This is a genomic window from Streptomyces caeruleatus (assembly GCF_001514235.1).
Taxonomy (GTDB): domain Bacteria; phylum Actinomycetota; class Actinomycetes; order Streptomycetales; family Streptomycetaceae; genus Streptomyces; species Streptomyces caeruleatus.
In genome coordinates, this window is sequence record NZ_KQ948930.1 from 186805 (window position 1) to 212496 (window position 25692).

At 70.1% G+C, this 25692-nt stretch carries 29 protein-coding genes; 19 read left to right on the forward strand and 10 right to left on the reverse strand.

Going from position 1 to position 25692, the window contains the following annotated elements:
* Positions 1–488: 488 nt before the first annotated feature.
* The 3 genes from AQJ67_RS21935 to AQJ67_RS21945 form a co-directional block, all read right to left on the reverse strand.
* Complete coding sequence (locus tag AQJ67_RS21935) at positions 489–1778, reverse strand: citrate synthase (protein WP_062720760.1); 1290 nt, start codon at positions 1776–1778, stop codon at positions 489–491.
* A 264-nt stretch (positions 1779–2042) separates the two neighbouring features.
* Positions 2043–4298, reverse strand: a complete 2256-nt coding sequence (gene recD2, locus AQJ67_RS21940; RefSeq protein WP_062720761.1) for an SF1B family DNA helicase RecD2 — start codon at positions 4296–4298, stop codon at positions 2043–2045.
* A gap of 107 nt (positions 4299–4405) precedes the next feature.
* Positions 4406–4945: a hypothetical protein gene (locus AQJ67_RS21945; protein ID WP_244190549.1), complete on the reverse strand. Its 540-nt coding sequence runs from the start codon at positions 4943–4945 to the stop codon at positions 4406–4408.
* Positions 4946–5234: 289 nt separating this feature from the next.
* On the opposite strand from AQJ67_RS21945, the gene AQJ67_RS21950 reads away from it, so the two are divergent.
* The 16 genes from AQJ67_RS21950 (at position 5235) to AQJ67_RS22025 (ending at position 17512) form a co-directional block, all read left to right on the forward strand.
* Positions 5235–6272, forward strand: coding sequence for a LacI family DNA-binding transcriptional regulator (locus AQJ67_RS21950; protein ID WP_062720762.1), 1038 nt, complete (start codon positions 5235–5237; stop codon positions 6270–6272).
* Complete coding sequence (locus tag AQJ67_RS21955) at positions 6269–7795, forward strand: sugar ABC transporter ATP-binding protein (RefSeq protein WP_062720763.1); 1527 nt, start codon at positions 6269–6271, stop codon at positions 7793–7795. Before AQJ67_RS21950 ends, AQJ67_RS21955 begins: the two co-directional genes overlap by 4 nt.
* Positions 7785–9749 (forward strand): ABC transporter permease/substrate-binding protein, encoded by a 1965-nt coding sequence (locus tag AQJ67_RS21960; RefSeq protein ID WP_062720764.1) that lies wholly within the window; start codon positions 7785–7787, stop codon positions 9747–9749. Before AQJ67_RS21955 ends, AQJ67_RS21960 begins: the two co-directional genes overlap by 11 nt.
* 96 nt (positions 9750–9845) lie before the next feature.
* Positions 9846–10748, forward strand: coding sequence for a ribokinase (locus tag AQJ67_RS21965; RefSeq protein ID WP_062720765.1), 903 nt, complete (start codon positions 9846–9848; stop codon positions 10746–10748).
* A complete protein-coding gene (rbsD, locus tag AQJ67_RS21970; RefSeq protein ID WP_062720766.1) occupies positions 10745–11134 on the forward strand; it encodes a D-ribose pyranase in 390 nt (129 codons plus the stop codon). The genes AQJ67_RS21965 and rbsD overlap by 4 nt, the downstream gene beginning before the upstream one ends.
* Before the next feature lie 222 nt (positions 11135–11356).
* Positions 11357–11743 (forward strand): DUF937 domain-containing protein, encoded by a 387-nt coding sequence (locus tag AQJ67_RS21975; RefSeq protein WP_062720767.1) that lies wholly within the window; start codon positions 11357–11359, stop codon positions 11741–11743.
* A gap of 108 nt (positions 11744–11851) precedes the next feature.
* On the forward strand, positions 11852–12181 hold the full coding sequence (locus AQJ67_RS21980; RefSeq protein WP_062721058.1) for a gas vesicle protein GvpO: 330 nt from the start codon (positions 11852–11854) through the stop codon (positions 12179–12181).
* A gap of 63 nt (positions 12182–12244) precedes the next feature.
* Positions 12245–12733: a gas vesicle protein GvpJ gene (gene gvpJ / locus AQJ67_RS21985; RefSeq protein WP_079056090.1), complete on the forward strand. Its 489-nt coding sequence runs from the start codon at positions 12245–12247 to the stop codon at positions 12731–12733.
* Positions 12734–12741: 8 nt separating this feature from the next.
* Positions 12742–13455: a GvpL/GvpF family gas vesicle protein gene (locus AQJ67_RS21990; RefSeq protein ID WP_063807348.1), complete on the forward strand. Its 714-nt coding sequence runs from the start codon at positions 12742–12744 to the stop codon at positions 13453–13455.
* 25 nt (positions 13456–13480) lie between these two features.
* Positions 13481–13738, forward strand: a complete 258-nt coding sequence (locus AQJ67_RS21995) for a gas vesicle protein GvpG (protein ID WP_062720769.1) — start codon at positions 13481–13483, stop codon at positions 13736–13738.
* 16 nt (positions 13739–13754) lie between these two features.
* Positions 13755–14309 (forward strand): hypothetical protein, encoded by a 555-nt coding sequence (locus tag AQJ67_RS22000; protein WP_062720770.1) that lies wholly within the window; start codon positions 13755–13757, stop codon positions 14307–14309.
* Positions 14302–15537: an SRPBCC family protein gene (locus AQJ67_RS22005; protein ID WP_079056091.1), complete on the forward strand. Its 1236-nt coding sequence runs from the start codon at positions 14302–14304 to the stop codon at positions 15535–15537. The genes AQJ67_RS22000 and AQJ67_RS22005 overlap by 8 nt, the downstream gene beginning before the upstream one ends.
* Positions 15534–16061: a gas vesicle protein gene (locus AQJ67_RS22010; protein ID WP_062720771.1), complete on the forward strand. Its 528-nt coding sequence runs from the start codon at positions 15534–15536 to the stop codon at positions 16059–16061. The genes AQJ67_RS22005 and AQJ67_RS22010 overlap by 4 nt, the downstream gene beginning before the upstream one ends.
* Complete coding sequence (locus AQJ67_RS22015) at positions 16058–16861, forward strand: GvpL/GvpF family gas vesicle protein (protein WP_079056092.1); 804 nt, start codon at positions 16058–16060, stop codon at positions 16859–16861. Before AQJ67_RS22010 ends, AQJ67_RS22015 begins: the two co-directional genes overlap by 4 nt.
* The gene (locus AQJ67_RS22020) at positions 16858–17127 is read left to right on the forward strand and encodes a gas vesicle protein (RefSeq protein WP_062720772.1); all 270 of its coding nucleotides are present in this window, start codon (positions 16858–16860) and stop codon (positions 17125–17127) included. The genes AQJ67_RS22015 and AQJ67_RS22020 overlap by 4 nt, the downstream gene beginning before the upstream one ends.
* Positions 17099–17512: a gas vesicle protein K gene (locus AQJ67_RS22025; protein ID WP_062720773.1), complete on the forward strand. Its 414-nt coding sequence runs from the start codon at positions 17099–17101 to the stop codon at positions 17510–17512. The genes AQJ67_RS22020 and AQJ67_RS22025 overlap by 29 nt, the downstream gene beginning before the upstream one ends.
* A gap of 87 nt (positions 17513–17599) precedes the next feature.
* On the opposite strand, the gene AQJ67_RS22030 is transcribed toward AQJ67_RS22025, so the two are convergent.
* The 3 genes from AQJ67_RS22030 to AQJ67_RS22040 are packed head-to-tail and all read right to left on the reverse strand — an operon-like array spanning position 17600 to position 20759.
* Positions 17600–18397: a sugar phosphate isomerase/epimerase family protein gene (locus AQJ67_RS22030; RefSeq protein WP_062721062.1), complete on the reverse strand. Its 798-nt coding sequence runs from the start codon at positions 18395–18397 to the stop codon at positions 17600–17602.
* Positions 18398–18450: 53 nt separating this feature from the next.
* Positions 18451–19605 (reverse strand): dihydrodipicolinate synthase family protein, encoded by a 1155-nt coding sequence (locus AQJ67_RS22035; RefSeq protein WP_062720774.1) that lies wholly within the window; start codon positions 19603–19605, stop codon positions 18451–18453.
* A complete protein-coding gene (locus AQJ67_RS22040) occupies positions 19602–20759 on the reverse strand; it encodes a Gfo/Idh/MocA family protein (RefSeq protein ID WP_062720775.1) in 1158 nt (385 codons plus the stop codon). The genes AQJ67_RS22035 and AQJ67_RS22040 overlap by 4 nt, the downstream gene beginning before the upstream one ends.
* Before the next feature lie 320 nt (positions 20760–21079).
* Here AQJ67_RS22040 and AQJ67_RS22045 point away from each other — a divergent pair, with 320 nt between their 5' ends.
* On the forward strand, positions 21080–22126 hold the full coding sequence (locus tag AQJ67_RS22045) for a LacI family DNA-binding transcriptional regulator (RefSeq protein ID WP_062720776.1): 1047 nt from the start codon (positions 21080–21082) through the stop codon (positions 22124–22126).
* A gap of 56 nt (positions 22127–22182) precedes the next feature.
* On the opposite strand, the gene AQJ67_RS22050 is transcribed toward AQJ67_RS22045, so the two are convergent.
* Positions 22183–22407 (reverse strand): DUF397 domain-containing protein, encoded by a 225-nt coding sequence (locus AQJ67_RS22050; RefSeq protein ID WP_062720777.1) that lies wholly within the window; start codon positions 22405–22407, stop codon positions 22183–22185.
* A complete protein-coding gene (locus tag AQJ67_RS22055; protein ID WP_062720778.1) occupies positions 22394–23218 on the reverse strand; it encodes a helix-turn-helix domain-containing protein in 825 nt (274 codons plus the stop codon). The genes AQJ67_RS22050 and AQJ67_RS22055 overlap by 14 nt, the downstream gene beginning before the upstream one ends.
* Before the next feature lie 297 nt (positions 23219–23515).
* On the opposite strand from AQJ67_RS22055, the gene AQJ67_RS22065 reads away from it, so the two are divergent.
* Positions 23516–23827 (forward strand): hypothetical protein, encoded by a 312-nt coding sequence (locus AQJ67_RS22065; protein WP_062720780.1) that lies wholly within the window; start codon positions 23516–23518, stop codon positions 23825–23827.
* A 2-nt stretch (positions 23828–23829) separates the two neighbouring features.
* Here the strand turns inward: AQJ67_RS22065 and AQJ67_RS22070 are convergent, their stop codons facing one another.
* Positions 23830–24396 (reverse strand): RBBP9/YdeN family alpha/beta hydrolase, encoded by a 567-nt coding sequence (locus AQJ67_RS22070; RefSeq protein WP_062720781.1) that lies wholly within the window; start codon positions 24394–24396, stop codon positions 23830–23832.
* A 61-nt stretch (positions 24397–24457) separates the two neighbouring features.
* Here AQJ67_RS22070 and AQJ67_RS22075 point away from each other — a divergent pair, with 61 nt between their 5' ends.
* The gene (locus AQJ67_RS22075) at positions 24458–24811 is read left to right on the forward strand and encodes a MerR family transcriptional regulator (RefSeq protein ID WP_062720782.1); all 354 of its coding nucleotides are present in this window, start codon (positions 24458–24460) and stop codon (positions 24809–24811) included.
* A gap of 8 nt (positions 24812–24819) precedes the next feature.
* Here AQJ67_RS22075 and AQJ67_RS22080 read toward each other — a convergent pair whose 3' ends face one another.
* On the reverse strand, positions 24820–25611 hold the full coding sequence (locus tag AQJ67_RS22080; protein WP_063807349.1) for a DUF4389 domain-containing protein: 792 nt from the start codon (positions 25609–25611) through the stop codon (positions 24820–24822).
* Positions 25612–25692 lie beyond the last annotated feature (81 nt).

Genomic DNA, 25692 nt, shown 5'->3' on the forward strand with positions numbered 1-25692 from the left:
AGCGTCTTGGGGGGCGCTTCCTGACATCTGAGGATGTCTTGGGGGACTTCCTCAGAGTTGCGTTGCCGGGGCACGTACTTCGGGAAGCTTTGAGCGGCCCTCCCGAGCGTGCGCTGTCCCGGCAGACCGCATCCACCCATGAGTACGACGAGTTCTGCTCGTTCTGCTCAATGGCAGCACAGAAAGACAGCGAATTCAGGCGCTGGTCTCTCAGACGCCCGGCCGGATCCCGTGGGGGGAATCCGCACCGGGACATGGGAAGGCGCCCTGGACGTCGGCCCGTGGGGGGACCGCCGCCAGGGCGCCTTCTGTTTTTCACCTACGGAGACACAGCGCCTTCTTGGCTAGGGATGCGCAGCCCCCAAAGGGGCCGCAGGCCCCTTTGGGGGCGCGGGGCGGTGCCGATATGCGGCTCCGCCGCGTGGGCGCGACCAGCCACAACCAACCCGCAGCCGACCAACAACCCTCTCCGCGCCCCAAGCGGAGCGCTACCGCTGCTCCACGGGAACGAAGTCGCGCTCCACGACGCCCGTGTAGATCTGGCGCGGGCGACCGATGCGGGACCCCGGCTCCTTGATCATCTCGTGCCACTGGGCGATCCAGCCCGGGAGGCGGCCGAGGGCGAAGAGGACCGTGAACATCTCGGTCGGGAAGCCCATGGCCCGGTAGATCAGGCCGGTGTAGAAGTCGACGTTCGGGTAGAGGTTGCGCGAGACGAAGTACTCGTCGGAGAGCGCGTGCTCTTCCAGCTTCAGGGCGATGTCCAGCAGCTCGTCGGACTTGCCGAGGGCGGAGAGGACGTCGTGCGCCGCAGCCTTGATGATCTTGGCGCGCGGGTCGAAGGACTTGTACACCCGGTGGCCGAAGCCCATCAGGCGGACGCCGTCCTCCTTGTTCTTCACCTTGTTGATGAAGGAGTCGACGTCGCCGCCGTTCGCCTGGATGCCTTCCAGCATCTCCAGCACGGACTGGTTGGCACCGCCGTGCAGCGGGCCCCAGAGGGCGGAGATGCCGGCCGAGATCGACGCGAACATGTTGGCCTGCGACGAGCCGACGAGGCGGACCGTCGACGTCGAACAGTTCTGCTCGTGGTCGGCGTGCAGGATCAGCAGCTTGTCCAGCGCGGAGACGACGACCGGGTCGAGCTCGAACTCCTGGGCCGGCACCGAGAAGGTCATCCGCAGGAAGTTCTCGACGTAACCGAGGTCGTTGCGCGGGTAGACGAACGGGTGGCCGATCGACTTCTTGTACGCGTACGCCGCGATCGTCGGAAGCTTGGCTAGCAGCCGGATCGTCGAGAGGTTGCGCTGCGTCTCGTCGAACGGGTTGTGGCTGTCCTGGTAGAACGTGGACAGCGCGGAGACGACCGACGACAGCATGGCCATCGGGTGGGCGTCGCGCGGGAAGCCCTTGTAGAAGTTCTTGACGTCCTCGTGCAGCAGGGTGTGCTGCGTGATTTCGTTCTTGAAGGTCGAGAGCTCGTCGACGGTCGGCAGCTCACCGTTGATCAGCAGGTAGGCCACCTCCAGGAAGGTGGAGCGCTCGGCCAGCTGCTCGATCGGGTAGCCGCGGTAGCGCAGGATGCCCGCCTCGCCGTCGAGGTAGGTGACGGCGGATTTATAGGCGGCGGTGTTGCCGTAACCGCTGTCCAGCGTCACCAGACCGGTCTGGGCGCGGAGCTTGCCGATGTCGAAGCCCTTGTCGCCGACGGTGCTGTCAATCACCGGGTAGGTGTACTCGCCGTCGCCGTACCGCAGTACTACAGAGTTGTCGCTCACGTCTTCCCTCACCGACGTTGTGCCTCATCTTCGAGGTTGCCCTGACTGTCTCTACCCTCCCCCATTCGGCTCAGGAGAGTGCACTCGGGGTCGACCATTGGGCCTATTGGCGGCACTGAGTGCCGCCAACTTGTCATCCTGCCCCCTGTTTTCCCCATCCGGAAGTGCTCTGTGACCTTCACGACTCGTTTGATCGATCATTTTTTTCGATGCCTCACGAATCGCCAGGTCAGGGGGGTGACCTCCGGCGGCCCTGGAACAAGATCAGAAACCCGTGAGCCGGTAGTCGAGCGCCGTGCAGCGCCGCCCCGCCGAGACCGTGCGCACCGCCTGGCCGATGGCCTTGCGCGATCCCACGAGTACGACGAGCTGCTTGGCGCGGGTCACCGCGGTGTACAGCAGGTTGCGCTGCAGCATCATCCATGCCCCGGTCGTGACGGGGATCACCACGGCGGGATATTCACTTCCCTGTGAACGGTGGATCGTCACGGCGTACGCGTGCGCCAGTTCGTCCAGTTCGTCGAATTCATACGGAACCTCCTCGTCCTCGTCCGTCAGCACGGTGAGGCGCTGGTCGACCGGGTCGAGCGAGGTGACCACGCCCACGGTGCCGTTGAAGACGCCGTTCTTTCCCTTGTCGTAATTGTTGCGGACCTGGGTGACCTTGTCGCCGACGCGGAACACGCGGCCGCCGAACCGCTTCTCCGCCAGGTCGGGCCGTCCGGGGGTGACGGCCTGCTGGAGCAGCCCGTTCAACGTGCCCGCGCCGGCCGGGCCGCGGTGCATCGGGGCCAGCACCTGGACGTCCCGGCGTGGGTCGAGGCCGAACTTGGCCGGGATGCGCCGGGCCGCTACGTCCACGGTGAGCCGGCCGGCCGCCTCCGTGTCGTCCTCGACGAAGAGGAAGAAGTCCTTCATGCCGTCGGTGACGGGGTGTTGCCCGGCGTTGATGCGGTGCGCGTTGGTCACCACGCCGGACTGCTGGGCCTGGCGGAACACGCGGGTGAGGCGGACCGCGGGAATGGGGCTGCCGTCGGTCAGCAGGTCCCGCAGGACCTCTCCGGCGCCGACGCTGGGCAGCTGGTCCACGTCGCCCACGAAGAGCAGATGGGCGCCCGGCGGTACGGCCTTGACCAGCTTGTTGGCGAGCAGCAGGTCCAGCATGGACGCCTCGTCGACCACCACCAGGTCGGCCTGGAGCGGGCGGTCCCTGTCGTACGCCGCGTCTCCGCCGGGCTTGAGCTCCAGCAGGCGGTGGACGGTGGAGGCCTCGGCTCCGGTCAGCTCGGCGAGGCGCTTGGCGGCGCGGCCGGTGGGGGCGGCGAGCACGACCCTGGCCTTCCTGGCGCGGGCCAGCTCCACGATCGAGCGGACCGTGAAGGACTTGCCGCAGCCGGGGCCGCCGGTCAGCACGGCGACCTTCTGCGTCAGCGCCAGCTTGACGGCGGCCTCCTGCTCGGCGGCCAGGTCCACGCCCGTACGGCCCTTGAGCCAGCCCAGCGCCTTGTCCCAGGCCACGTCACGGAAGCCCGGCATCCGGTCCTCGTCGGTGCGCAGGAGGCGCAACAGCTGGGCGGAGAGGGCGAGTTCGGCCCGGTGGAAGGGGACGAGGTAGACGGCCGTCACCGGTTCCGAGGCGCCGTCGGGGCCGGGGACCTTCTCCCGGACGACACCGGGGTCGCCGCCGTCCTCGGGGACCTGGGCCAGCTCCGCGAGGCACTCGATGACAAGGCCCGTGTCGACCTGGAGCAGTTTCACCGCGTCGGCGATCAGCTGTTCCTCGGGGAGGTAGCAGTTGCCCTGGTCGGTGGCCTGCGACAGCGCGTACTGGAGGCCTGCCTTCACGCGCTCCGGGCTGTCGTGCGGGATGCCGACGGACTGGGCGATCTTGTCGGCGGTGAGGAAGCCGATGCCCCAGACGTCGGCCGCGAGCCGGTAGGGCTGGTTCTTCACGACCGAGATCGAGGCGTCGCCGTACTTCTTGTAGATGCGCACGGCGATGGAGGTGGAGACCTCGACGGTCTGGAGGAAGAGCATGACCTCCTTGATCGCCTTCTGCTCCTCCCAGGCGTCGGCGATCTTCTTGGTGCGCTTCGGTCCGAGGCCGGGGACCTCGATGAGCCGCTTGGGCTCCTCCTCGATGATCGTCAGGGTGTCCAGGCCGAAGTGCTGGGTGATGCGGTCGGCGAAGACCGGGCCGATGCCCTTGACCAGGCCGGAGCCGAGATAGCGGCGGATGCCCTGGACGGTGGCCGGCAGGACGGTCGTGTAGTTCTCCACCGTGAACTGCTTGCCGTACTGCGGGTGGGAGCCCCAACGGCCCTCCATCCTCAGCGACTCACCGACCTGGGCACCGAGCAGCGCGCCGACGACCGTGAGGAGGTCGCCTCCTCCTCTGCCGGTGTCGACCCGGGCGACCGTGTAGCCGTTCTCCTCGTTGGCGTACGTGATCCGCTCCAGGACGCCTTCGAGCACCGCGAGTCGCCGCTCGCCCGTGGAGTCCCCCGCCTGATTGGCCATGATCCGACGGTACCGCCCGGCACTGACAGGCCGCGGTGACGAGCACCGCGGCCTGTGGACAACCTGCTCCGGCGGTCAGGGCCGGGCCTGTTCCTGACGTCCTCCGGTCAGCTCTTGGTCTCCCAGTACTTCCAGCCCGTCGAGGACGTCGGCAGGATCGCCGTGCCCTTGGTGGTGTGGACCGAGCAGTAGCCGTAGCCGTTGTAGCTGGTCTTCTTCTTGGTGAAGCCGACCTTGTAACCCCAGGAGCCGTACTGGGCGTTGCCGTACTTGCCCTTGGTGATGTCGTGCGTGAACGTGTGGCCGACGGTCACGGTGACGCTGGCGGTGACCGACGCGCTGACCGTCACCTTCGCCTTCGCGACGATGGCCTTGACACTGACGTCGGTGCTGGCGGAGGCGGTGGCCGAGAGCGTGCCCGACTTGGTGACACTCAGCGAGATGGTGCCGCCCGGGCCGTCCTTGAGGTGGGTGCCGTTCCACCAGGACTTGACGAAGTAGTGCTTCTTGCTGTTGATCGTGTAAGTCGTCCTCGGACACGCCGGATCCTTCTTGGTCGCGGCGTCCGCCGGTACGGCCGACAGACACGTGACGACGACACTCGCCGCGACGGCACCAGCGGTGCGTCGGGCAACCCCGTTGCGCATTGTTCTCGATTCCTTCCCGACCTCCCCCCGTTGAAGAGGCCGGGATCGACGGTAGGGCGAGGACGGGAGCAAATGATCATCCTTGCCCTTGTAAGCGCCATGTAATGATCTTCTTTTTACTCGGGGCCGTCGTCCGGTCCACCGCCCGGCCGGTCGGCCCGCCCCGGCGGGAGCATCATCACGATCCGGTCTCGGGGTCTTGCCAGGCAGTCGTGTAATCGATTCCAATCCTTCGTGCACGCAGTCGTGTAATCGATTCCATGACGATCCACAAGGAGGTGGAGCGGCGATGGCGAGCATCAAGGACGTCGCTGCCGAGGCGGGCGTCTCCGTCGCCACGGTCTCGCGGGTCCTGAACGACCATCCGTCGGTCAGCGCCGAGGCACGCGCACGCGTGCTGGCCGCCGTCGAGACCCTGGGCTACCGCCCGAACGCCGTCGCCCGCTCCCTGCGCACCGCCCAGACCCACACCCTCGGCCTGGTCATCAGCGACGTGATGAACCCCTACTTCACCGAGCTGGCCCGCTCCGTCGAGGAGGAGGCCCGTGCGCTCGGGTACAGCGTCATCATCGGCAACGCCGACGAACGGCCCGACCTCCAGGACCACCACGTACGGAACCTGCTCGACCGCCGTATCGACGGACTCCTCGTCTCCCCCACCGACGGCGGCTCGCCGCTGATGCTGGACGCCGTGCGCGCGGGGACGCCGATGGTCTTCGTGGACCGGTGGATCCCGGGCGTGGACGTGCCGGTGGTGCGCGCGGACGGGCAGGGCGCGGTACGGGATCTCGTGGCGCATCTGCACGGGCTGGGGCACCGCCGGCTCGCGATCATCGCGGGACCAGCGGCGACCACCACCGGGCGGGAGCGTGTCGAGGCGTTCCGGGAGGCGCTCGGCGCCTACGGGCTCGAACTGCCCGACGCCTACATAGGCCAGGGCGACTTCCAGGCCGACAGCGGGCGCCGGGTCACCGAGGGCTTCCTCGACCTGCCCGAGCCGCCCGAGGTCGTGTTCGCGGCCGACAACCTGATGGCGCTCGGCGCGCTGGACGCCGTACGCGCGCGTGGGCTGCGCGTGCCGGACGACCTCGCGCTGGCCGCGTTCGACGACATCCGGTGGTTCGTGCACACCGACCCGCCGATCACCGCCATCGCCCAGCCCACGGGCGAGCTGGGCCGGGCCGCCGTACGGGCCCTGGTCGACCGCATCGAGGGACGGCCCGGCGAGTCCGTCACCCTCCCCGCCCGTCTCGTCGTACGCCGCTCCTGCGGCGAACCACCGGCTTCCGCTGAGCCGTCCCCCGCAACGAACAGGAGCCAGTCGTGAGCAACCCGGACGAGTTGCTGCGCATCGAGGGCATACGGAAGACCTTCCCGGGCGTGGTCGCCCTGGACGGCGTCGACTTCGATCTGCGCCGCGGCGAGGTGCACGTCCTCCTCGGTGAGAACGGCGCCGGCAAGAGCACCCTCATCAAGATGCTCTCCGGCGCCTACACGCCCGACGCCGGGCGGATCCTGGTCGGCGGCGAGGAGACGCGCATCCACGGCGCGCAGGACTCCGAGCGCCTCGGGATCGCCACCATCTACCAGGAGTTCAACCTCGTTCCCGATCTGACGGTCGCCGAGAACATCTTCCTGGGGCGCCAGCCCCGCCGCTTCGGGATGATCGACCGGAAGAAGATGGAGGCCGACGCCGAGGTGCTCCTCGCGCGCGTGGGCGTGAACGTGTCGCCACGCGCGCGTGTGCGGGAACTCGGCATCGCCCGCCTGCAGATGGTCGAGATCGCGAAGGCGCTCAGCCTGAACGCGCGCGTGCTGATCATGGACGAGCCGACCGCCGTGCTCACCTCGGAAGAGGTGGACAAGCTCTTCTCCATCGTGCGCAAGCTGCGCGAGGACGGCGTCGGGATCGTGTTCATCACGCATCACCTGGAGGAGATCGCCGCGCTGGGAGACCGGGTGACGGTCATCCGGGACGGAAAGAGCGTCGGACAGGTCCCCGCCGCCACGCCCGAGGACGAGCTCGTACGGCTCATGGTGGGGCGCTCCATCGAGCAGCAGTACCCGCGCGAACGGGCCGACCGCGGTGCCGCGTTGCTGTCCGTCGAGGGGCTGACCCGCGACGGCGTCTTCCACGACGTCAGCTTCGAGGTGCACGCCGGTGAGGTGGTCGGCATCGCGGGGCTGGTCGGGGCCGGCCGTACCGAGGTCGTGCGGGCCGTGTTCGGGGCTGATCCGTACGACAAGGGCGCCGTGAAGGTCGGCGGTTCCGCCCTTCCCAAGTACGACGTCAACGCGGCGATGACCGCGGGCATCGGGCTGATCCCCGAGGACCGCAAGGGCCAGGGCCTGGTCCTGGACGCGTCCGTCGAGGAGAACCTCGGCCTGGTGACGCTGCGGTCGGCCACGCGCGCGGGGCTCGTCGACCTCAAGGGCCAGCGTGAGGCGGCGGCACGTATCGCGGGGCAGCTGGGCGTGCGGATGGCCGGCCTCGGGCAGCACGTACGCACCCTCTCCGGCGGCAACCAGCAGAAGGTCGTCATCGGCAAGTGGCTGCTCGCCGACACCAAGGTGCTGATCCTCGACGAGCCGACGCGCGGCATCGACGTCGGCGCCAAGGTCGAGATCTACCAGCTCATCAACGAACTCACGGCCGCGGGCGCCGCCGTCCTGATGATCTCCAGCGATCTGCCCGAGGTCCTCGGCATGAGCGACCGGGTGCTGGTGATGGCCCAGGGCCGGATCGCGGGGGAACTCTCGGCCGACGAGGCCACGCAGGACGCGGTGATGTCCCTCGCCGTCAGCACGAACACCGCACAGACCGAGAAGGAGGCCCTCCGTGGCCACTGACACGCTCAAGAGCACGACGGGCGCGCGTGGCGCCTCGGGCGGCCTGCGCCGGCTGCTGCTCGACAACGGCGCGCTGACCGCTCTGATCGTCCTCGTCGTCGCCCTGTCGGCGCTGTCCGGGAACTTCCTGACGACGGACAACCTCCTCAACATCGGCGTCCAGGCGGCCGTGACGGCCATCCTCGCCTTCGGCGTCACCTTCGTGATCGTCTCCGCGGGCATCGACCTGTCGGTCGGCTCGGTGGCCGCGCTCTCCGCGACCGTGCTGGCCTGGAGCGCCACCGAACAGGGCGTCCCGGTCGCCCTCGCGGTGGTCCTGGCGGTCGTCGTCGGCATAGCCGCCGGACTGGTCAACGGTGTGCTGATCGCCTACGGCAAGCTGCCGCCGTTCATCGCGACCCTCGCCATGCTGTCGGTGGGCCGCGGCCTGTCCCTGGTGATCTCCGAGGGCAACCCGATCGCCTTCCCCGACTCGGTCTCCCACCTCGGCGACACCCTCGGCAACTGGCTGCCGGTACCCGTGCTGGTCATGATCGTCATGGGGCTCCTGGCGGCCTTCGTGCTCGGCCGGACGTACATCGGCCGGTCCATGTACGCGATCGGCGGCAACGAGGAGGCAGCGCGCCTGTCGGGGCTGCGGGTGTCGCGGCAGAAGCTCGCCATCTACGCCTTCTCGGGTCTGTTCGCGGCCGTCGCGGGCATCGTGCTGGCCTCCCGGCTCTCCTCGGCGCAACCGCAGGCGGCCAACGGCTACGAGCTGGACGCCATCGCCGCGGTCGTCATCGGCGGTGCCTCGCTCGCGGGCGGCACCGGCAAGGCGTCCGGCACCCTGATCGGCGCGCTGATCCTGGCGGTCCTGCGCAACGGCCTGAACCTGCTCAACGTGTCCGCCTTCTGGCAGCAGGTCGTGATCGGTGTGGTCATCGCGCTGGCGGTGCTGCTGGACACGGTGCGCCGCAAGGCGGGCGCGACCACGACGGCGGCCTCGGGTCTCGGGCTCGGCGGGGCCGGTGGCAAGGGCAGGCAGGCGGCGACGTACGGGCTCGCGGCCGTGGTGACCGTGGCCGTGATCGGCGCGACCTCGCTGCTGCACAACGGCGGCTCGTCCTCGACGACCCCGCGGGTGGGGCTCGCCATCTCCACGCTGAACAACCCCTTCTACGTGTCGCTGCGGGCCGGAGCCCAGGCCGAGGCGAAGAAGCTGGGCGTGGACCTCACCGTCACCGACGCCCAGAACGACGCGTCGCAGCAGGCCAACCAGCTGCAGAACTTCACCAGTTCGGGTCTTGACGTGATCATCGTCAACGCCGTCGACTCGGACGCCGTCACTCCGGCGGCGAAGGCCGTGAACAAGACCGGCACTCCCCTGATCGCCGTCGACCGCTCCGTGAACAACGCCGACAGCGCGTCGTTCGTCGCCTCCGACAACGTCACCGGCGGCAAGCTGGCCGCGAAGGCGCTCGCCGAGAAGCTGGGCGGCTCCGGCCGGATCGTGATCCTCCAGGGCCAGGCCGGCACCTCCGCCAGCCGTGAGCGCGGCGCCGGCTTCGCCGAGGGGCTGAAGGCCTACCCGGGCATCAAGGTGGTCGCCGAGCAGCCCGCCGACTGGGACCGCACCAAGGGCCTGGACGCCATGACCAACCTCATGCAGGCCCACCCCGACATCGACGGCGTCTTCGCGGAGAACGACGAGATGGCGCTCGGCGCGCTCAAGGCGCTCGGCTCCAAGGCCGGCACGTCCGTCCAGGTCATCGGCTTCGACGGAACGGCGGACGGGCTCAAGGCCGTCGAGGCGGGGACGCTGTACGCGTCGGTGGCACAGCAGCCGACGGAGCTCGGCAGGATCGCCGTGCAGAACGCGGTGAAGGCCGCCGCGGACGACAAGGTCGCGAAGTCGGTGATGGTGCCGGTGAAGGTCGTCACCAAGGAGAACGTCGCCGGCTTCGGCGGCTGACACAAAGGGGAACGGCGAGCGGGTGGGCGGCCGTTGCAGAAGTACGGGGCCCGCCCGCCTCGGCTCGTCACGGGGACCTATCAGGGGAGCAACCACATGTACGACTACGACCTCCTGGTCGTAGGGTCGGCCAACGCCGACCTGGTGATCGGCGTCGAGCGTCGGCCCGCGGCCGGCGAGACCGTGCTCGGCTCCGATCTGGCCGTCCACCCGGGCGGCAAGGGCGCCAACCAGGCGGTCGCGGCCGCCCGGCTCGGCGCCCGTACGGCCTTGCTGGCCCGGGTCGGCGACGACGCGCACGGCCGGCTGCTGCTCGACTCGCAGCGGGCGGCCGGCGTCGACACGGTCGGTGTCCTGGTCGGCGGCGCGCCGACCGGCGTCGCGCTGATCACGGTGGATCCGTCCGGGGACAACAGCATCGTGGTGTCGCCGGGCGCGAACGGCAGGCTCGCTGCGCAGGACGTACGGGCCGCCGCGAGCCTGTTCCAGGCCTCGAAGGTGGTCTCGGTCCAGCTGGAGATCCCGCTGGAGACGGTCGTGGAGGTGGTGCGCAGTCTCGCGGACGGCAGCCGTTTCGTGCTGAACCCCTCTCCGCCGCGCCCGCTGCCGGCCGAGGTGCTGGCGGCCTGCGACCCGTTGATCGTGAACGAGCACGAGGCGAAGGTGATCCTCGGCGACTCCGCGGTGGGCGAGACGCCGGAGGACTGGGCGCGGATCCTGCTCGCCAAGGGCCCCCGCTCGGTGGTGGTGACCCTGGGCGCGGAGGGTGCGCTGGTGGCCTCCGCCCAGGGCGTGACGCGCATCGCGTCCGTGCGGGTGGACGCGGTGGACACGACCGGCGCGGGCGACGCGTTCACGGCCGCGCTGGCCTGGAAGCTCGGGACGGGCTCGGCCCTGGCCGAGGCGGCGGCGTACGCGGCGCGGGTCGGAGCGGTGGCCGTGACCAGGCAGGGCGCCCAGGTGTCCTTCCCGACGGCGGCGGAGGTCGAGGCACTGTGAAGAAGGCCGGAATCCTGAACCGTCATCTCTCCGGCGCCCTCGCCGAGCTGGGCCACGGCGACGGGGTGCTGGTGTGCGACGCGGGCATGCCGATACCCGACGGACCCCGGGTCGTGGACCTGGCCTTCCGGGCCGGGGTGCCGTCCTTCGCCGAGGTGCTGGACGGTCTGCTCGCCGAGCTGGTGGTGGAGGGCGCGACTGCGGCCCGGGAGATCCACGAGGCGAACCCTTCGGCTGCCGCGCTGCTGGCCGGGGAGTTTCCCGGGCTGGACCTGGTCACGCACGAGCGGCTCAAGGAGCTGTCGGCCGGGGCGCGGCTGGTGGTGCGGACCGGGGAGGCGCGGCCGTACGCGAATGTGCTGCTGCGCTGCGGGGTCTTCTTCTGACCCGCCGACCGTGGAAAACGCTCGGAACGTTTCGAGGGGCCCGGTCCGTCGACCGAGCCCCTCGGGGTTTCCCCTCCCCGTCAGAACCCCCGCGATCCCCCCAGATCCCCCTCCAAGAGTCCTGACTACAAGTACGACCCACCAGCTAAGGGAAGGGTTGTACGGTCTCCGCGGGTTTTTTTCGGCGTGCCCCGCGATCCGGACAGACGTAGCGTTTCAGACATGCAGGAGCTAGACGAAAACCCCCTGACGTCCCTCCAGGACGACGTGCTCGACGAGCTCGGCGACGAGCGGATCGCGGACATCGCCGTACTGCTGGACACGGACGAGGCAGGGGCCCGACAGATGGTCGGTACGACGGTGGCGGCGCTGTCCGGCGAGGCGGAGACCGTGGCGACGCCGCACGACGCCCCGCTCACCGGCGTGGCCACGCTGGGCGGCTTCGCGACCGGCGGGCTGATGGCCGGGCTGCTGGCCGAGGAGGCCCGGCCGGTCGCGGACGCGGTGGCCCGCAGGACGGGACTGGCGCCGGGTGCCGTGTCCCGGGTGGTGGAGACGGTGGTTCCGGTGGTGCTGGCGGTGCTCACGAAACGGGCGGCCGGAAGGTAGCGCGCGGAAGAAAGCGGTGGTCGCGGGGGCATTGGTTCGCGGGATGTGCCGAGTGGCGTGGGCTCCGTGTGAGTCCGAAGATTGAGGGGTACACCGAGAGGGTGATTGATCACGAGTGATCGTGAGCCGCGCAAGGCTCGTTCCTCAGCACGGCAGGAGTCCGCCGGAGAGCGGGTGTCCGCCGCCGATGCGATGCGGTCCGCGATCGAACAACTCAGTGAGCTGTTGGGGAGGGCTCCCGAGTCGGTTTCCTCGCTGAGGCCGACGGACCAGGGCTGGGAAGCCGATGTAGAGGTCGTGGAACTGGAACGCATTCCCGAGACGACCAGTGTGATGGCCAGTTACCAGGTGGTTCTGGACCCGGAGGGGAAACTGCTGGCGTACGAGCGCGGACGTCGTTACACGCGCGCTCAGGTGGACAGGAGGGACGGCCGGTAGGGGAAGACGCCCCGTAGGTCGCTCGCCCTTTCGCCGGGAATTCGGGCCGGAAGGGAAATCACCGTGACGGTGGTGCCACAGGGCAACAGTGGTGGTGTGCCCGCCCCAGCAGGAGGCGGCGGCGGCGGTTCGGGAACTCTGTACGACGTGCTGGAACTCGTCCTGGACCGGGGCCTGGTCATCGACGCGTTCGTACGGATCTCCCTGGTGGGCATCGAGCTGGTGAAGATCGACGCCCGTGTGGTCGTCGCCAGTGTCGACACGTATCTGCGCTTCGCCGAGGCGGCCAACCGGCTGGATCTGGAGTCGGGCCGCAAGGCGCCCTCGCAGCTGACCGACATCGTCGGGGACTCCGTCGAGAGCGGCGCCCGCGGCAAGAGCAAAGGGGCGCTGTCGGGCGCGGTCGAGGCGATCACCGAGTCCTTCAAAGGCGGCGGCGACGAGGCCGAGGAAGAGCCCGCCGAGCGTGAGCGCAGGCCGGCGCGCGAGAAGCGGCAGGAGCGCGGCGAACGTCGCTCGGAACGCCGTTCCGCACGGGACCGGGAGGAGTGAGCGAGCCCATGTCCGTGTATGTGTACGCGATCACCAAGGACTCGCACCCGCTGGACCTGGGCGACGCCAAGGGCGTGGGCGATCCGCCCGGTGAGCTGCGCACGGTGCGCGGCGCCTCGCTGTGCGCGGTCGTCAGCGACTGCCCCGACGATCTCTCGGTGGCCCGCCGGGACCTCCAGGCGCACCAGGACGTCCAGGAGCGGCTCTGGTCCGAGGGGACCGCCCTGCCGCTCAGCTTCGGGTTCGTCGCCGCCGACGAGGAGGCCGTACGCGGTGTCCTGGAGGAGCGGGCCCAGCTGTACGCCCAGCGTCTCGACGAGCTCGCCGGGCGGTCGGAGTTCAACGTCAAGGGCGTCCTGGACGAGGACACGGTCGTACGTGCCGTCCTGGAGGAGAACACCCAGGCCCGCGAGCTGAACCGGCGGACCCTGGAGGGCGGCGGGACGTACGACGACCGGCTGGCGCTCGGCCAGTTGGTGGCCCAGGAGGTGCAGGGCCGCCAGGACGCCCTCGCCGAGGAGGTCCTCGCCGGGCTGCGGCCGCTCACCGAGGCCGAGAAGGTCGCGCCGCCGTCGCAGCAGTACTTCGTGAGCGCGTCCTTCCTCGTGGAGGACGACAGGGCCGAGGAGTTCGGCCGGGCCGGACAGGAGCTGGCCGAACGCTACGGCGAGGGCGTGGAGCTGCGGATGCGGGGGCCTCTGCCGCCGTACAGCTTCGTCTGAGCCGCGAGTCGCGATTGGAGGAGCCGTGGGACTGGTCACCGGGATCCTGACGCTGCCGTTCGCACCCGTGCGGGGCATCGGCTGGGTGCTCGACAAGGTGGTCAAGACCGCCGAGGACGAGTACTACGACCCGGCTCCCGTGCAGGAGGCGCTCGTGAACCTGGAGCGGGCGCGGGACGAGGGCGGTGTCGACGAGGAGGAGTTCGCACGGCAGGAGGAGGCGCTGCTGCACCGCCTGGAGGAGATCAGGGCCTACCAGCTGCGGTCGGCCGGCGGTGGGTGAGGAAAGAAGACAGGTCATGAACAACGCCAAGATCGGCACCGCCCTGCTGGGCGGCTATGTGCTGGGGCGGACCAAGAAGGCGAAGCTCGCCATCAGTCTCGGCGCGCTGCTCGCCGGCTCCCGGATCAAGCCCGGGCAGGTCGGCAAGGCCCTCCAGGACTCCCCCTTCCTGCACACCCTCACCGGCCAGGTGCGCACCGAACTGACCGACGCGGGGAAGGCGGCGGCAACCACCGTCCTCAGCGCCAAGGCCGACAACCTGGCCGACGCCCTGCACCAGCGCACCGCCGGACTGCGGGAGCGGGGCCAGGAGCAGGAAGCGGACGACGAGGCCGAGGACGACACCGAGGACAGGGACGACGCCGAGGACAGGGACAGGGACGAGGCCGAGGACCAGGATCAGGACGAGACGGAGCCTGAGGAGGAGCCTGAGGAGGAGCCCGAGGAGAAGCCTCGGCAGAAGACCCGGAAGGCGGCGTCCCGCCGTACGAAGAAGACCTCCACCTCCCAGAGCCGCTCACGCGGCGGCGGCTCCGCGCGGTCGAGCAGGCAGGGGCAGGACGATGGCTGAGCGCAAAGGAACGCAACGCGGCTCGGGCGGCGGCACGGGGACCCTGTCGAAGGCCGGCGAGCGGGTGCCGGGGACGGACCGGCTGAAGGACGAGCTGGAGAGCTACGTCCAGGCCCGGCTCCAGGTCGCGCTGGAGGGCATGGGCCACCGGCTCGGCGAGGGCGCGCGCAGGCTGAGCGAGGGCCACGTCGGCCCGCGCGGGCTGGTAGGCGCGGTGGCCAAGGGCGGCAAGAAGCTGGGCGAGCACCTGCCGTCGGGCATGGGGGCGCTGACCTCGACGGCCTCCCACGCGAAGGACACGGCTTCGCACGCCAAGGACGCGGTGGTGGGCAAGGCCAAGGACGCCGCCGGGCAGCTGCCCGGCCAGAGCGGCGACAAGGACCCCGGCAACGACCCGGACAGCATGGGCAAGGGGATCACCATCATCGAGGACATCGATGTGGGCGTGCCGGTGCGCGAGGCGTACAACCAGTGGACGCAGTTCCAGGAGTTCGACCGGTTCGCCAAGGGTGTCGTCGGCATCGAGCAACAGGACGACACCACGACCAGATGGCATGTGAAGGTCGCCAAGTCCAACCGGCGCTTCCGGAGCACCATCACGGAACAGGTGCCCGACGAGCGCATCGCCTGGACCAGCTCCGGGGACAAGGGCACGACCCAGGGCGTCGTCACCTTCCACCCCCTCACCGACAACCTCACCAAGGTGCTGCTGGTCCTGCGCTACTTCCCCAAGGGGCCGGTCGAGCGGGTCGGCAGCTGGATGCGGGCGCAGGGGCGTCGTGCCCGGCTCGACCTGAAGCTCTTCCGCACCTTCGTGATGATGCGCGGGGAGGCCACCGGAGGCTGGCGCGGGGAGATCCGCGAGGGCGAGGTGGTGCGGGAGCCGGAGGAGGTCGAGGAAGCCGAGCGGGAGGAGGACGGCGAGGACGAGGAGGGCCGGGCCGAGCAGGACGAGCACGACGACGAGGAGGACGGGAAGGACGACGACCGCGCGTCCGCCGAGGACGAGGACGAAGACGAAGACGAAGAGTACGACGAACAGGACGAGGACGCCGAGGACGACTGGGAGGAGGACGAAGACCGCGACCAGGACCAGGACGAGGACGAGGACGACGACTTGGACGAGGAGGACCGAGAGCCCGACGACCGCTACGACGATGACGACGACACCGACGACACCGACGACACCGACGACACCGACCGGGAAACGAGGTCGAGTACCCCGTGACCGAGCCCGTCCCCACCCGCTCCACGCCGTCGAGGGCGATGTCCCCGTACGGCGAGTCATCCGGCGCGAACCTCGCCGACATCCTTGAACGCGTGCTCGACAAGGGCATCGTCATCGTCGGTGACATCAAGATCAACCTGCTGGACATCGAGCTGCTCACCATCAAGCTCCGCCTCCTGGTGGCCTCGGTCGACAAGGCCAGGGAGATCGGCATCGACTGGTGGGAGCACGACCCCGCGCTCTCCTCCCGCGCCGACCAACGGCACGATCTGAAGGAGCAGAACGAACGGCTGCGCGCCGAGGTCGAGGAACTGCGCCGCAAGGTCGAGCGGTCCGAGCGGGCCGAGTCCGCGGGCGAACTGCCCGAAAGCGGCTCGGGATCGTCCGGCCGACGCCGGCCCCGTGAGACGGACCGGGAGCCCGGCGCCGAACCGCGACGTCCCCGGCGCAAGAAGGACGACGCGGAGGACCGCGACCGGGACCGGGCCAAGGAGCGAGACCGGAACCGAGACCGAGAGCCGTGAACGGGCAGCGCCTCAGCTACGCCTACGCCGTGGTCAGGTCGTCCGACCCCGCGGCACAGCGGGCGCGGTCGGCCCTCGCCGGCCTCCGGGGCGTGGCGGACGCGCCCGTCGCCCTGGTCCGCTCGGGCGCGGCGGCCGCGGCGGTGAGCGCGGTGCCCGGGGCGGAGTTCTCGGAGGCGGCCCTGAAGTCACGGCTGGAGGATCTCGACTGGCTGGAGGCGACGGCCCGCGCCCACCACCTGGTCATCGAGACGCTCGCCGCCCGCACGACGGTCCTCCCCCTGCGGCTGGCCACGGTCTACCTCGACGACAGCCGGGTCGAACGGATGCTGGCCGAGCGTCAGGAGGACTTCACCGCGCTGCTCGACCGGTTCGACGACCACGTGGAGTGGGGCGTGAAGGTGTACGCCGAGATCCCCGCCCTCTCCGACCCCGCCGAGCCGGTCCCCTCGGACCCACCGGACACGGGACGCGCGTATCTGCGCCGCCGCAGGCAGCACCGACAGGCGCGCGAGGAGACCTGGCGGGCCGCCGAGGAGGCCGTACGGCGCACCGAGCAGCGGGCGCGCGGTCTCGCGGTGGAACGCGCCCGGCACCGTCCGCAGCAGGGCACCCTGGCCCGGCTCCCCGGCGAGAACGTCGCCAACGACGCCTACCTCGTCCCGCGCCTGGCGGCCGAGGAGTTCCGCGACCGGATGCTGCACGCCGCCGACGACCTGCCCGGCGTACGCGTGGAGGTCACCGGCCCCTGGGCGCCGTACTCCTTCACCGCCCCCCTCGAAGGGGTGCGGCAACCGTGACCGGGCACGACGCGTACGACGACGAGCGCCCGCTCGCCGGAACCCAGGTCGCGCTGATCGACCTGCTCGACCGGCTGCTGAGCGGCGGGGTCGTGATCACCGGGGATGTCGTCCTGTCGATCGCGGACATCGACCTGGTGCGGGTCTCGCTGCGCGCGGTGGTGATCGCCATCCGGGAGCAGCTGGAGGATCAGTGGGCACCCGTCCTGCCGGACCGGACACCCACGGCGTACGACCATGGCGGCCACGGTGACGAGCCCGGCTGACCGCCCGTCCCCCGACCGGCTGCGGGAGGTCGCGGACGCCGCGCACCGCGCCTTCTCCCTGCTGCCGGCCCAGCCGGACGACATGGCCCCGCCGACCGCGGGCCGCACGGCGGCGCGCCGGCTGCACGCCGACCCCGACACCGTGGAACGTGACCTGGTCAGGCTGGTCCTCACCATCGTCGAACTGCTCCGCCAGCTGATGGAGCGCCAGGCCCTGCACCGCGTCGACGAGGGCGGCCTGACCGAGGAGCAGGAGGAACGCCTCGGCCTGACCCTGATGCTCCTCAACGACCGGATGACCGAACTGTGCGACCGCTACGGCCTCACCTTGGAGGACCTCAACCTCGACCTGGGGCCCCTGGGCACCCTGCTCCCCCCGCCGTGAGGCGCCGCGGGACCGACCCCTCATCCAACGGGACGCCGACGACCCGCATGCCGTCGGCGTCCCGTGGCCCCCGCCCCGCTGTCCGCGCTAGCCCGCGTGCTCCACGAACCGCGCCGCCGTCTCCGCCAGCAGCTCACGGCCGTCGCGGGCCCACAGCCGGTCGTTGAACAGCTCCACCTCGATCGCGCCGGTGTACCCGGCGGCCTCGACGTAGCCCTTCCACTCCCGCATGTCGATCGAGCCGTCGCCGATCTGCCCGCGGCCGTTGAGGACGCCCTCGGGCAACGGGGTGATCCAGTCGGCGAGCTGGAAGGTGTGGATACGGCCGCCCGCGCCCGCCCGGGCGATCTGCGCGGGCGCGTTGTCGTCCCACCAGATGTGGTACGTGTCGACCGTGACGCCGACCTGCCGGGCGGGGAAGCGCTCGGCGAGGTCGAGGGCCTGGGCGAGGGTGGAGACCACGCAGCGGTCCGAGGCGAACATCGGGTGCAGCGGCTCGATCGCCAGCTTCACCCCGTGGTCCTCGGCGTACGGGCCGAGCACCGCCAGCGCGTCCGCGATCCGCTCCCGGGCGCCGTGCAGGTCCTTCGAGCCGGCCGGGAGGCCGCCGGAGACCAGCACCAGCGTGTCGGTGCCCAGCGCCGCCGCCTCGTCGACCGCGCGCCGGTTGTCGTCGAGGGCCCCGGCCCGCTCGGCCGGGTCGACCGCGGTGAGGAAGCCGCCGCGGCACAGGGTGGTGACGGTCAGGCCGGCGTCGCGCACCAGCTTGGCCGTCGCCTCCAGGCCGTACGCCTGGACGGGCTCGCGCCACAGGCCGACGTTCGCCACGCCCAACTGCCCACAGGCCTCGACCAGTTCGGGCAGGCTCAGCTGCTTCACCGTCATCTGGTTGATGGAGAAGCGGGACAGGTCCTGCTCACCGCCCACTCGAATACCGCTCACTGGGCCACTCCGTACAGGGACAGCAGGTTCTTCATCCGCTCCTCCGCCAGCTTCGGGTCCGGGAACAGGCCGAGGCCGTCGGCGAGTTCGTAGGCCCGGGCGAAGTGCGGGAGGGAGCGGGCCGACTGGAGGCCGCCGACCATGGTGAAGTGGGACTGGTGGCCGGCCAGCCAGGCCAGGAAGACCACGCCCGTCTTGTAGAAGCGGGTGGGCGTCTGGAAGAGGTGGCGGGACAACTCGACGGTGGGGTCGAGGAGTTCACGGAAGCCGGCGGCGTTCCCCGTGTCCAGCACCCGGACGGCCTGCGCCGCCAGCGGGCCCAGCGGGTCGAAGATGCCGAGCAGGGCGTGGCTGAAGCCCTGCTCGTCGCCCGCGATCAGCTCGGGGTAGTTGAAGTCGTCGCCGGTGTAGCAGCGCACACCCTGCGGGAGCCGGCGGCGGATGTCGATCTCGCGCTGGGCGTCCAGCAGGGAGACCTTGATGCCGTCGACCTTGTCGGGGTGGGCGGCGATGACGTCCAGGAAGGTGTCGGTGGCCGCGTCCAGGTCGGACGAGCCCCAGTAGCCCTCCAGCGCCGGGTCGAACATCGGGCCGAGCCAGTGCAGGACCACCGGCTCGGTGGCCTGGCGGAGCAGATGGCCGTAGACCTCCAGGTAGTCCTCGGGGCCGGAGGCGGCGGCCGCGAGGGCGCGGGAGGCCATCAGGATGGCCCGCGCGCCGGACTCCTCGACCAGCGCGAGCTGCTCCTCGTACGCCGCCCGGACCTCGGCCGGCGAGGCCGGGCCGGTGAGCTGGTCGGTGCCGACGCCGCAGGCGATGAGTCCGCCGACCGCCTTCGCCTCGGCGGCGCTGCGGCGGATCAGCTCGGCCGCGCCCGCCCAGTCCAGGCCCATGCCGCGCTGAGCGGTGTCCATGGCCTCGGCGACGCCGAGCCCGTGGGACCACAGATGGCGGCGGAAGGCGAGGGTGGCGTCCCAGTCGACGGCGGCGGCCGAGTCGGGCGACACGTCGGCGTACGGGTCGGCGACGACATGCGCGGCCGAGTAGACCGTACGGGAGGTGAAGGGTGCGCCCGGGGTGAGGGCGAGGGGCTCGGTGCGCGGCTCGTAGGCCCGCATCCCGCCCTTGAAGTCGGGCAGTCGGATCGTCACAGCTGGATCTCCGGAACATCGAGACGGCGGCCCTCGGCCGAGGACTTCAGGCCCAGCTCGGCGAGCTGGACGCCGCGGGCACCGGCGAGGAGGTCCCAGTGGTAGGGGGCGTCGGCGTAGACGTGCTTGAGGAACAGCTCCCACTGGGCCTTGAAGCCGTTGTCGAACTCGGCGTTGTCCGGGATCTCCTGCCACTGGTCGCGGAAGGAGTAGGTGGCCGGGATGTCCGGGTTCCAGACCGGCTTGGGGGTGAGGGAGCGGTGCTGGACACGGCAGTTGCGCAGACCCGCGACCGCGGAGCCCTCGGTGCCGTCTACCTGGAACTCGACCAGTTCGTCGCGGTTGACGCGCACGGCCCAGGAGGAGTTGATCTGGGCGATGGCGCCGCCGTCGAGCTCGAAGATGCCGTAGGCGGCGTCGTCGGCGGTGGCGTCGTAGGGCTTGTCGTTCTCGTCCCAGCGCTGCGGGATGTGGGTGGTGGCGATGGCCTGCACGGACTTGACCCGGCCGAAGAGCTCGTGGAGCACGTACTCCCAGTGCGGGAACATGTCGACGACGATGCCACCGCCGTCCTCGGCACGGTAGTTCCAGGACGGGCGCTGGGCGGTCTGCCAGTCGCCCTCGAAGACCCAGTAGCCGAACTCGCCGCGGATGGAGAGGATCCGGCCGAAGAAGCCGCCGTCGATGAGGCGCTTGAGCTTGAGGAGGCCCGGCAGGAAGAGCTTGTCCTGGACGACGCCGTGCTTGATGCCGGCCTCGTTCGCCAGACGGGCCAGCTCCAGAGCACCCTCCAGCCCCGTCGCGGTGGGCTTCTCGGTGTAGATGTGCTTGCCGGCGGCGACCGCCTTCCTGATCGCCTCCTCGCGGGCGGAGGTGACCTGGGCGTCGAAGTAGATCTCGACGGTCGGGTCGGCGAGGACGGCGTCCACGTCGGTGGAGATGTTCTCCGGGTCCAGGCCGTGCTGCTCGGCGAGCGCCTTGAGGGCGTGCTCGCGGCGGCCGACCAGGATCGGCTCCGGCCACAGCACGGTGCCGTCGCCGAGGTCGAGACCGCCCTGCTCACGGATGGCCAGGATGGAGCGGACCAGGTGCTGGCGGTAGCCCATGCGCCCCGTCACACCGTTCATGGCGATACGCACCGTCTTGCGTGTCACGTCATTCCCTTCGTAGGCGTCGTACGCAGCATTCGTGCGCGTTTCGTACGCGGTTCTGCGTGCCGCGTACGCCCCTACCCCTGTTGAGCGTCACAGCAAGCGCTTTCTATGCGATAAGAAGCTAGCCTCTGACCAGGGGTCCGGACAAGACCGTGACCGGGTTGAGTTGTTCGAGGGGACGAACAACGGGGGTTCTTGGCCGTAAGGTCTGCTCGACATACACGGAACCGTGGCCGCTGACAGCCTGTCTACGAGGAGGCAGGCCTGTCTGTGAGAAGTACGAGGTGGGACGAGAAGATGCGCGACCGGAGGACGACGAGATGACGGTGACCCTGGCGGACGTGGCGGCCCGCGCCCAGGTCTCCCCCGCGACGGTGTCGCGCGTGCTGAACGGGAACTACCCCGTCGCCGCCTCCACCCGGGAGCGGGTGCTGCGGGCGGTGGACGAGCTGGACTACGTCCTGAACGGGCCGGCGAGCGCCCTGGCGGCCGCCACCTCCGACCTGGTCGGCATCCTGGTGAACGACATCGCCGACCCCTTCTTCGGGATCATGGCGAGCGCGATCCAGTCGGAGATCGGCGGGCCGGGCGGCCGGGCGGGCGGTGAGCGCCTGGCGGTGGTCTGCAACACGGGGGGTTCGCCCGAGCGCGAGCTGACGTACCTGACCCTGTTGCAGCGGCAGCGGGCCGCCGCCGTCGTACTGACCGGCGGGGCGATGGAGAACGCGCCGCACGCGGCGGCGGTCGCGTCCAAACTGCGCAAGCTGGCCGACGCCGGGACCCGGGTCGTGCTCTGCGGCCGGCCGCCCGCGTCCGACACCGGCGCCATCGCGCTGACCTTCGACAACCGGGGCGGCGGCCGCGAGTTGACCGAGCACCTCATCGGCCTCGGCCACCGGCGGCTCGGCTACATCGCGGGCCCGGAGGAGCGCACGACGACCCGCCACCGCCTGGAGGGCCACCGCGCCGCCCTGGAGGCGCACGGCATCGAGGAGGACCCCCGCTGGACGGTGTACGGCCGCTACGACCGGCAGTCCGGCTACGAGGCGACGCTGGAACTGCTCCGCCGCGATCCGTCCCTGACCGCCGTGGTGGCCGCCAACGACTCCGTCGCCCTGGGCGCGTGCGCGGCCCTGCGGGACTCCGGCTTGCGGATTCCGGAGGACGTGTCGGTGGCGGGGTTCGACGACCTCCCCTTCAGCATCGACGCGGTGCCTGCTCTTACGACGGTGAGGCTGCCGTTGTCGGAGGCGGGGGCGCGGGCCGGCCGGATCGCGATGGGCCGGGAGGAGCCGCCGCCCGGGGGGATCGCGACGATTCGGGGGGAGCTGATGGTCCGGGGGTCTTCTGGGGGGCCTCGGGAGTAGGAGTGGTCCGCTTGCGGGTCGGCGTCCGTCGCGAGGGCGGACGCCGACCCGGTGGCTCAGGCGCCGATGCGGCCCTGCTTCACCGCGCCGATGAACGACCTCCAGCCGTCGGTCGAGAAGAGCACGGCCGGGCCGGGGGCTGACTTGCTGTCCCGGACGGGGATGGTGGCGTGGCCGCGGGCGACTTCGAGGCATTCGCCCTGGTTGCCCGCGCTGTAGCTGGACTTGTACCACCCGGTGAAGGCGGACGAGTCGGAGGCGGTGTGCTCACTGCTGACCATGCTCGTATTCCTCTGCTGCCGCCCTGACGAGCGCCAGGGACTCCTGCCGCGACAACGCGTCGCTCAGGGCAAGAGCGTAAGAGGTCTGGCAGGAGCTCACCAGCGCCGGATCGTCATGCAGTTGCCCGACGAGGAGGGCTTCGACGTAGGCCACGGGAGCGGAGTCGTCGAAGCTCATGAGAGTGAGCAGGCTCTGCACCAACGGATGTGCGCCGACGCTGTACGGAAGGACGTGCAGGCGCAGTCGACCCGCCTCGGCCTTGTCCGCGATTTTGTGCAGTTGTTCGGCCATGACCTGCGGACCACCGACACAGCGCCGGAGTACTGACTCGTCGAGCAGCGTCCAGACGGCCGGTTTCAACGGCCCGTCCAGAATCCTGGCACGCTCTGTTCGAATGACAACCTCGTCGTCAAGTTCCTCGGCTGTGTGGTTGGGGCGGTATGCGGCGAACACCGCTCGCGCGTAGGCGGGGGTCTGAAGCACCCCTGGGACCAAGGAGAGCGCGAACTGCTGGATAAGCGTGGCTTGTTGCTCCAGCTCTGCGGCAGCAGCGAAGTGGACGTCGTACTTGCTCTCCAGATCCTCCAGCCACCGCGCGAAGAACCCGTCCGTACCCAGCGCCTGATCGATCCGCCGTGCGTCATCAGGCTTCGGTAGCCGTCTCCCGGCCTCGAAGTGGCTGATCAGTGTGGGCGAGCACACGATCAGTTCGCCCAGCCCCTCCTGAGTGAGCCCCGCTGCGATCCGCCGCAGCCTCAGCTCCTCCCCGTACTTCTCTCGTTGCGTCCGAGGCTTTCGAGTCTCGCTCATGCGGCCAACTCCCGTTCCTGACAAAGGCGCTGTCAAGCCCTCACCTCTAGCAGCGTAACCAGCCACGACCGCACTCTGTGAGTGATTCGCAACAGAGCGCATTCACGAGAGGCAGGCCGCCATGTACGACCTCATCGCCCGGCTCATCAAGCCGTTCCGACGACGGTTCAGCCCGACCACCCACCAGACGGGGAACCTCACCCGGCGCGTACCGGCATCGCGGCGGGTGCTGTTGATCGCGGAACCCGGCATGAACCTGCGACCGCTACTGCCCCGTCTCCCCCTCAGGTGGGGCATGTGAGCAACGAACCACGCCTGCTGCCCTGGACCGGCCCGGAAGGCAATCCCGCCTATGTCGTGGGCGACGGCACCGGCCGGGTCTCGCGCCTCGCGGACGAGATCGAAGGCCTCCAGCTCGGCATGGCCGACGAACTGCTCGCCCACGCCGCCACGCTCCTCGCGGAGCCTCGCGTGACGGGTGGAGAACTGCGCTACATCGCCGGTTGCCTCAGCGACTCCCTGAGAGACGTCAAACGTGTGGCGGAGAGCAGAGGGGCGCGGCTGGGGCAGGGGAACTCCACCTCGGACAGCCGCGACTTGCTCTCTTGACGTCACGACGCGATGGCTTCACGGACTTCGCGCAGCGAAGTGACGCCGTCGGAAGCGAGGAAGTGCCCCGCGCCGGGGATTACCTGCGCGGGGATTCCGAGCAGGCCGGCAAGGCGGTCGGTGTGGGCAGGCGGTACGTACGGGTCCGCGTCCGACCGGATGATCGTGAGTCGATCGATGCGGTTGCCCAGTCCCGTCACGTCACAGCCGTGTCCGATGTAGGCGTTCAGGTCCGGGAGCGCGGGCAGTCGGTCGACGAAGCCGGAGACCAGCACGAGGGTGCCGAGGCGCCAGGGGCTCGGCAGGGAGCGCAGATGGCGCAGCACGGTGAGGCAGCCCAGGCTGTGTGCGACGACGATCGAGTGCTTGTCAGGCGTTCCCAGGTCGGCGCGTACGGCGGCCGCCCACTGTGCGGGGTCCGGGGCTTGTGGGGACGGAAGGGCTGGGATCGTGGTCGGGACGCCGTCCGCTCGGAGTTGCTCGGCCAGCCAGCCGAACCAGTGGTCTTCGGGGGTCGCGCCGTAGCCGTGGATGATCGAGGCGCGCCGCTGGGTTGTTCCAGGTGTCATGCCGCAGGACGGTATGGGTTCACGTCAGCGTGAAGGTCAAGCCGATGAGGAGGATTCGACGGTGCTGATCAGCGAACTCGCCGAGCTGACCGGGGTGAGCGCGCGAGCGCTGCGCCACTACGAGGACCGGGGACTCCTGGTCCCGGCCCGCGACAGCAGCGGGTACCGGGACTACTCCGAGTCCGACGTCACCCGCGTAGCGCGGATCAGGGCGATGATCTCCGCGGGATTGGGAACCGCGGCCATCCAGCGATACCTCGACTGTGCTCGCACCGGAGATCACGGCGTTTCGCTGGAGATGTGCCCGGATCTACGGGCTGAGCTGGACTCCCTGGCCGGCCGCCTCAACGCCAGGCAGGCCGAACTCCGCGAGACACAGCAGCGATTGAGCGAGCTCATTTCAGTGCGGGGATGAGACCTCGCTCAGCCCGCGGTCACCGCGGCCGGCGCCGTACGGTCGTCCTTCTCGTCGTCGCCGTAGTCCACGACCCCGCCGGCGATGTGGCCGCCCACGCCGAGGAGCAGGAAGAGGACGACGAGGACCTTGGCCGTGGTGTCCAGGAGGAGGGGCCGGGTGCCGGAGCGGACCGCCTGCTGGGGAACCGGCTCGTCGCCGAACAGCCGCTTGGGGTAGGCGGGGGTCAGCATCGTGGCGTAGGCGGTGAACCGCATCTGGTAGCGGGCGACGGCGGCCGTGGCGGCGAAGACCGGGGCGGGCAGCCGCCCCAGCACGATGGCGATGAGCCAGAAGACCCAGCCGATCGCGAACCAGCCCGCCTGCGCGAGGTTGTTGATGATGCCCGCCGGGATCATCAGGATCAGGCGGAAGAACACCGCGAGCCGGTTCAGCGGCGTGGCGCGCAGTTCGATCTGCACGGGGTGGTCGGGTGCGGAGAACGCGAACGGCGGATACCGGTCGACCAGCAGCATCGAACTCGCGCCGACCCGCGTCCGGTAGACGAGGACGGAGCCGAGGAAGGAGAAGATCCCCTCCGGCAGCCGTCCCGTGAACAGCGCGGCGAACCATCCGACGACGGTCACGAAGAACGCCGCGATCGAGAGCAGGCAGACCACTACGAACTGCGGCAGGAGCAGCAGCCAGCGCAGCAGGACGGTCCAGCGCCGCTGCCGCGCGGCAGGCGGGATGTCCAGGACGGGCAGCCACTCCCCGCCCTCGGGGTCGGTGGCGGCCCGCGGATCCCAACCTGTCGCCATGACCACTCCCAGTCGTGCCGTTTTCGCCTGACACCCACCATGCTGCGGCGCCCCGGCGGCCCCCGCCCCTTGCGGGCACCC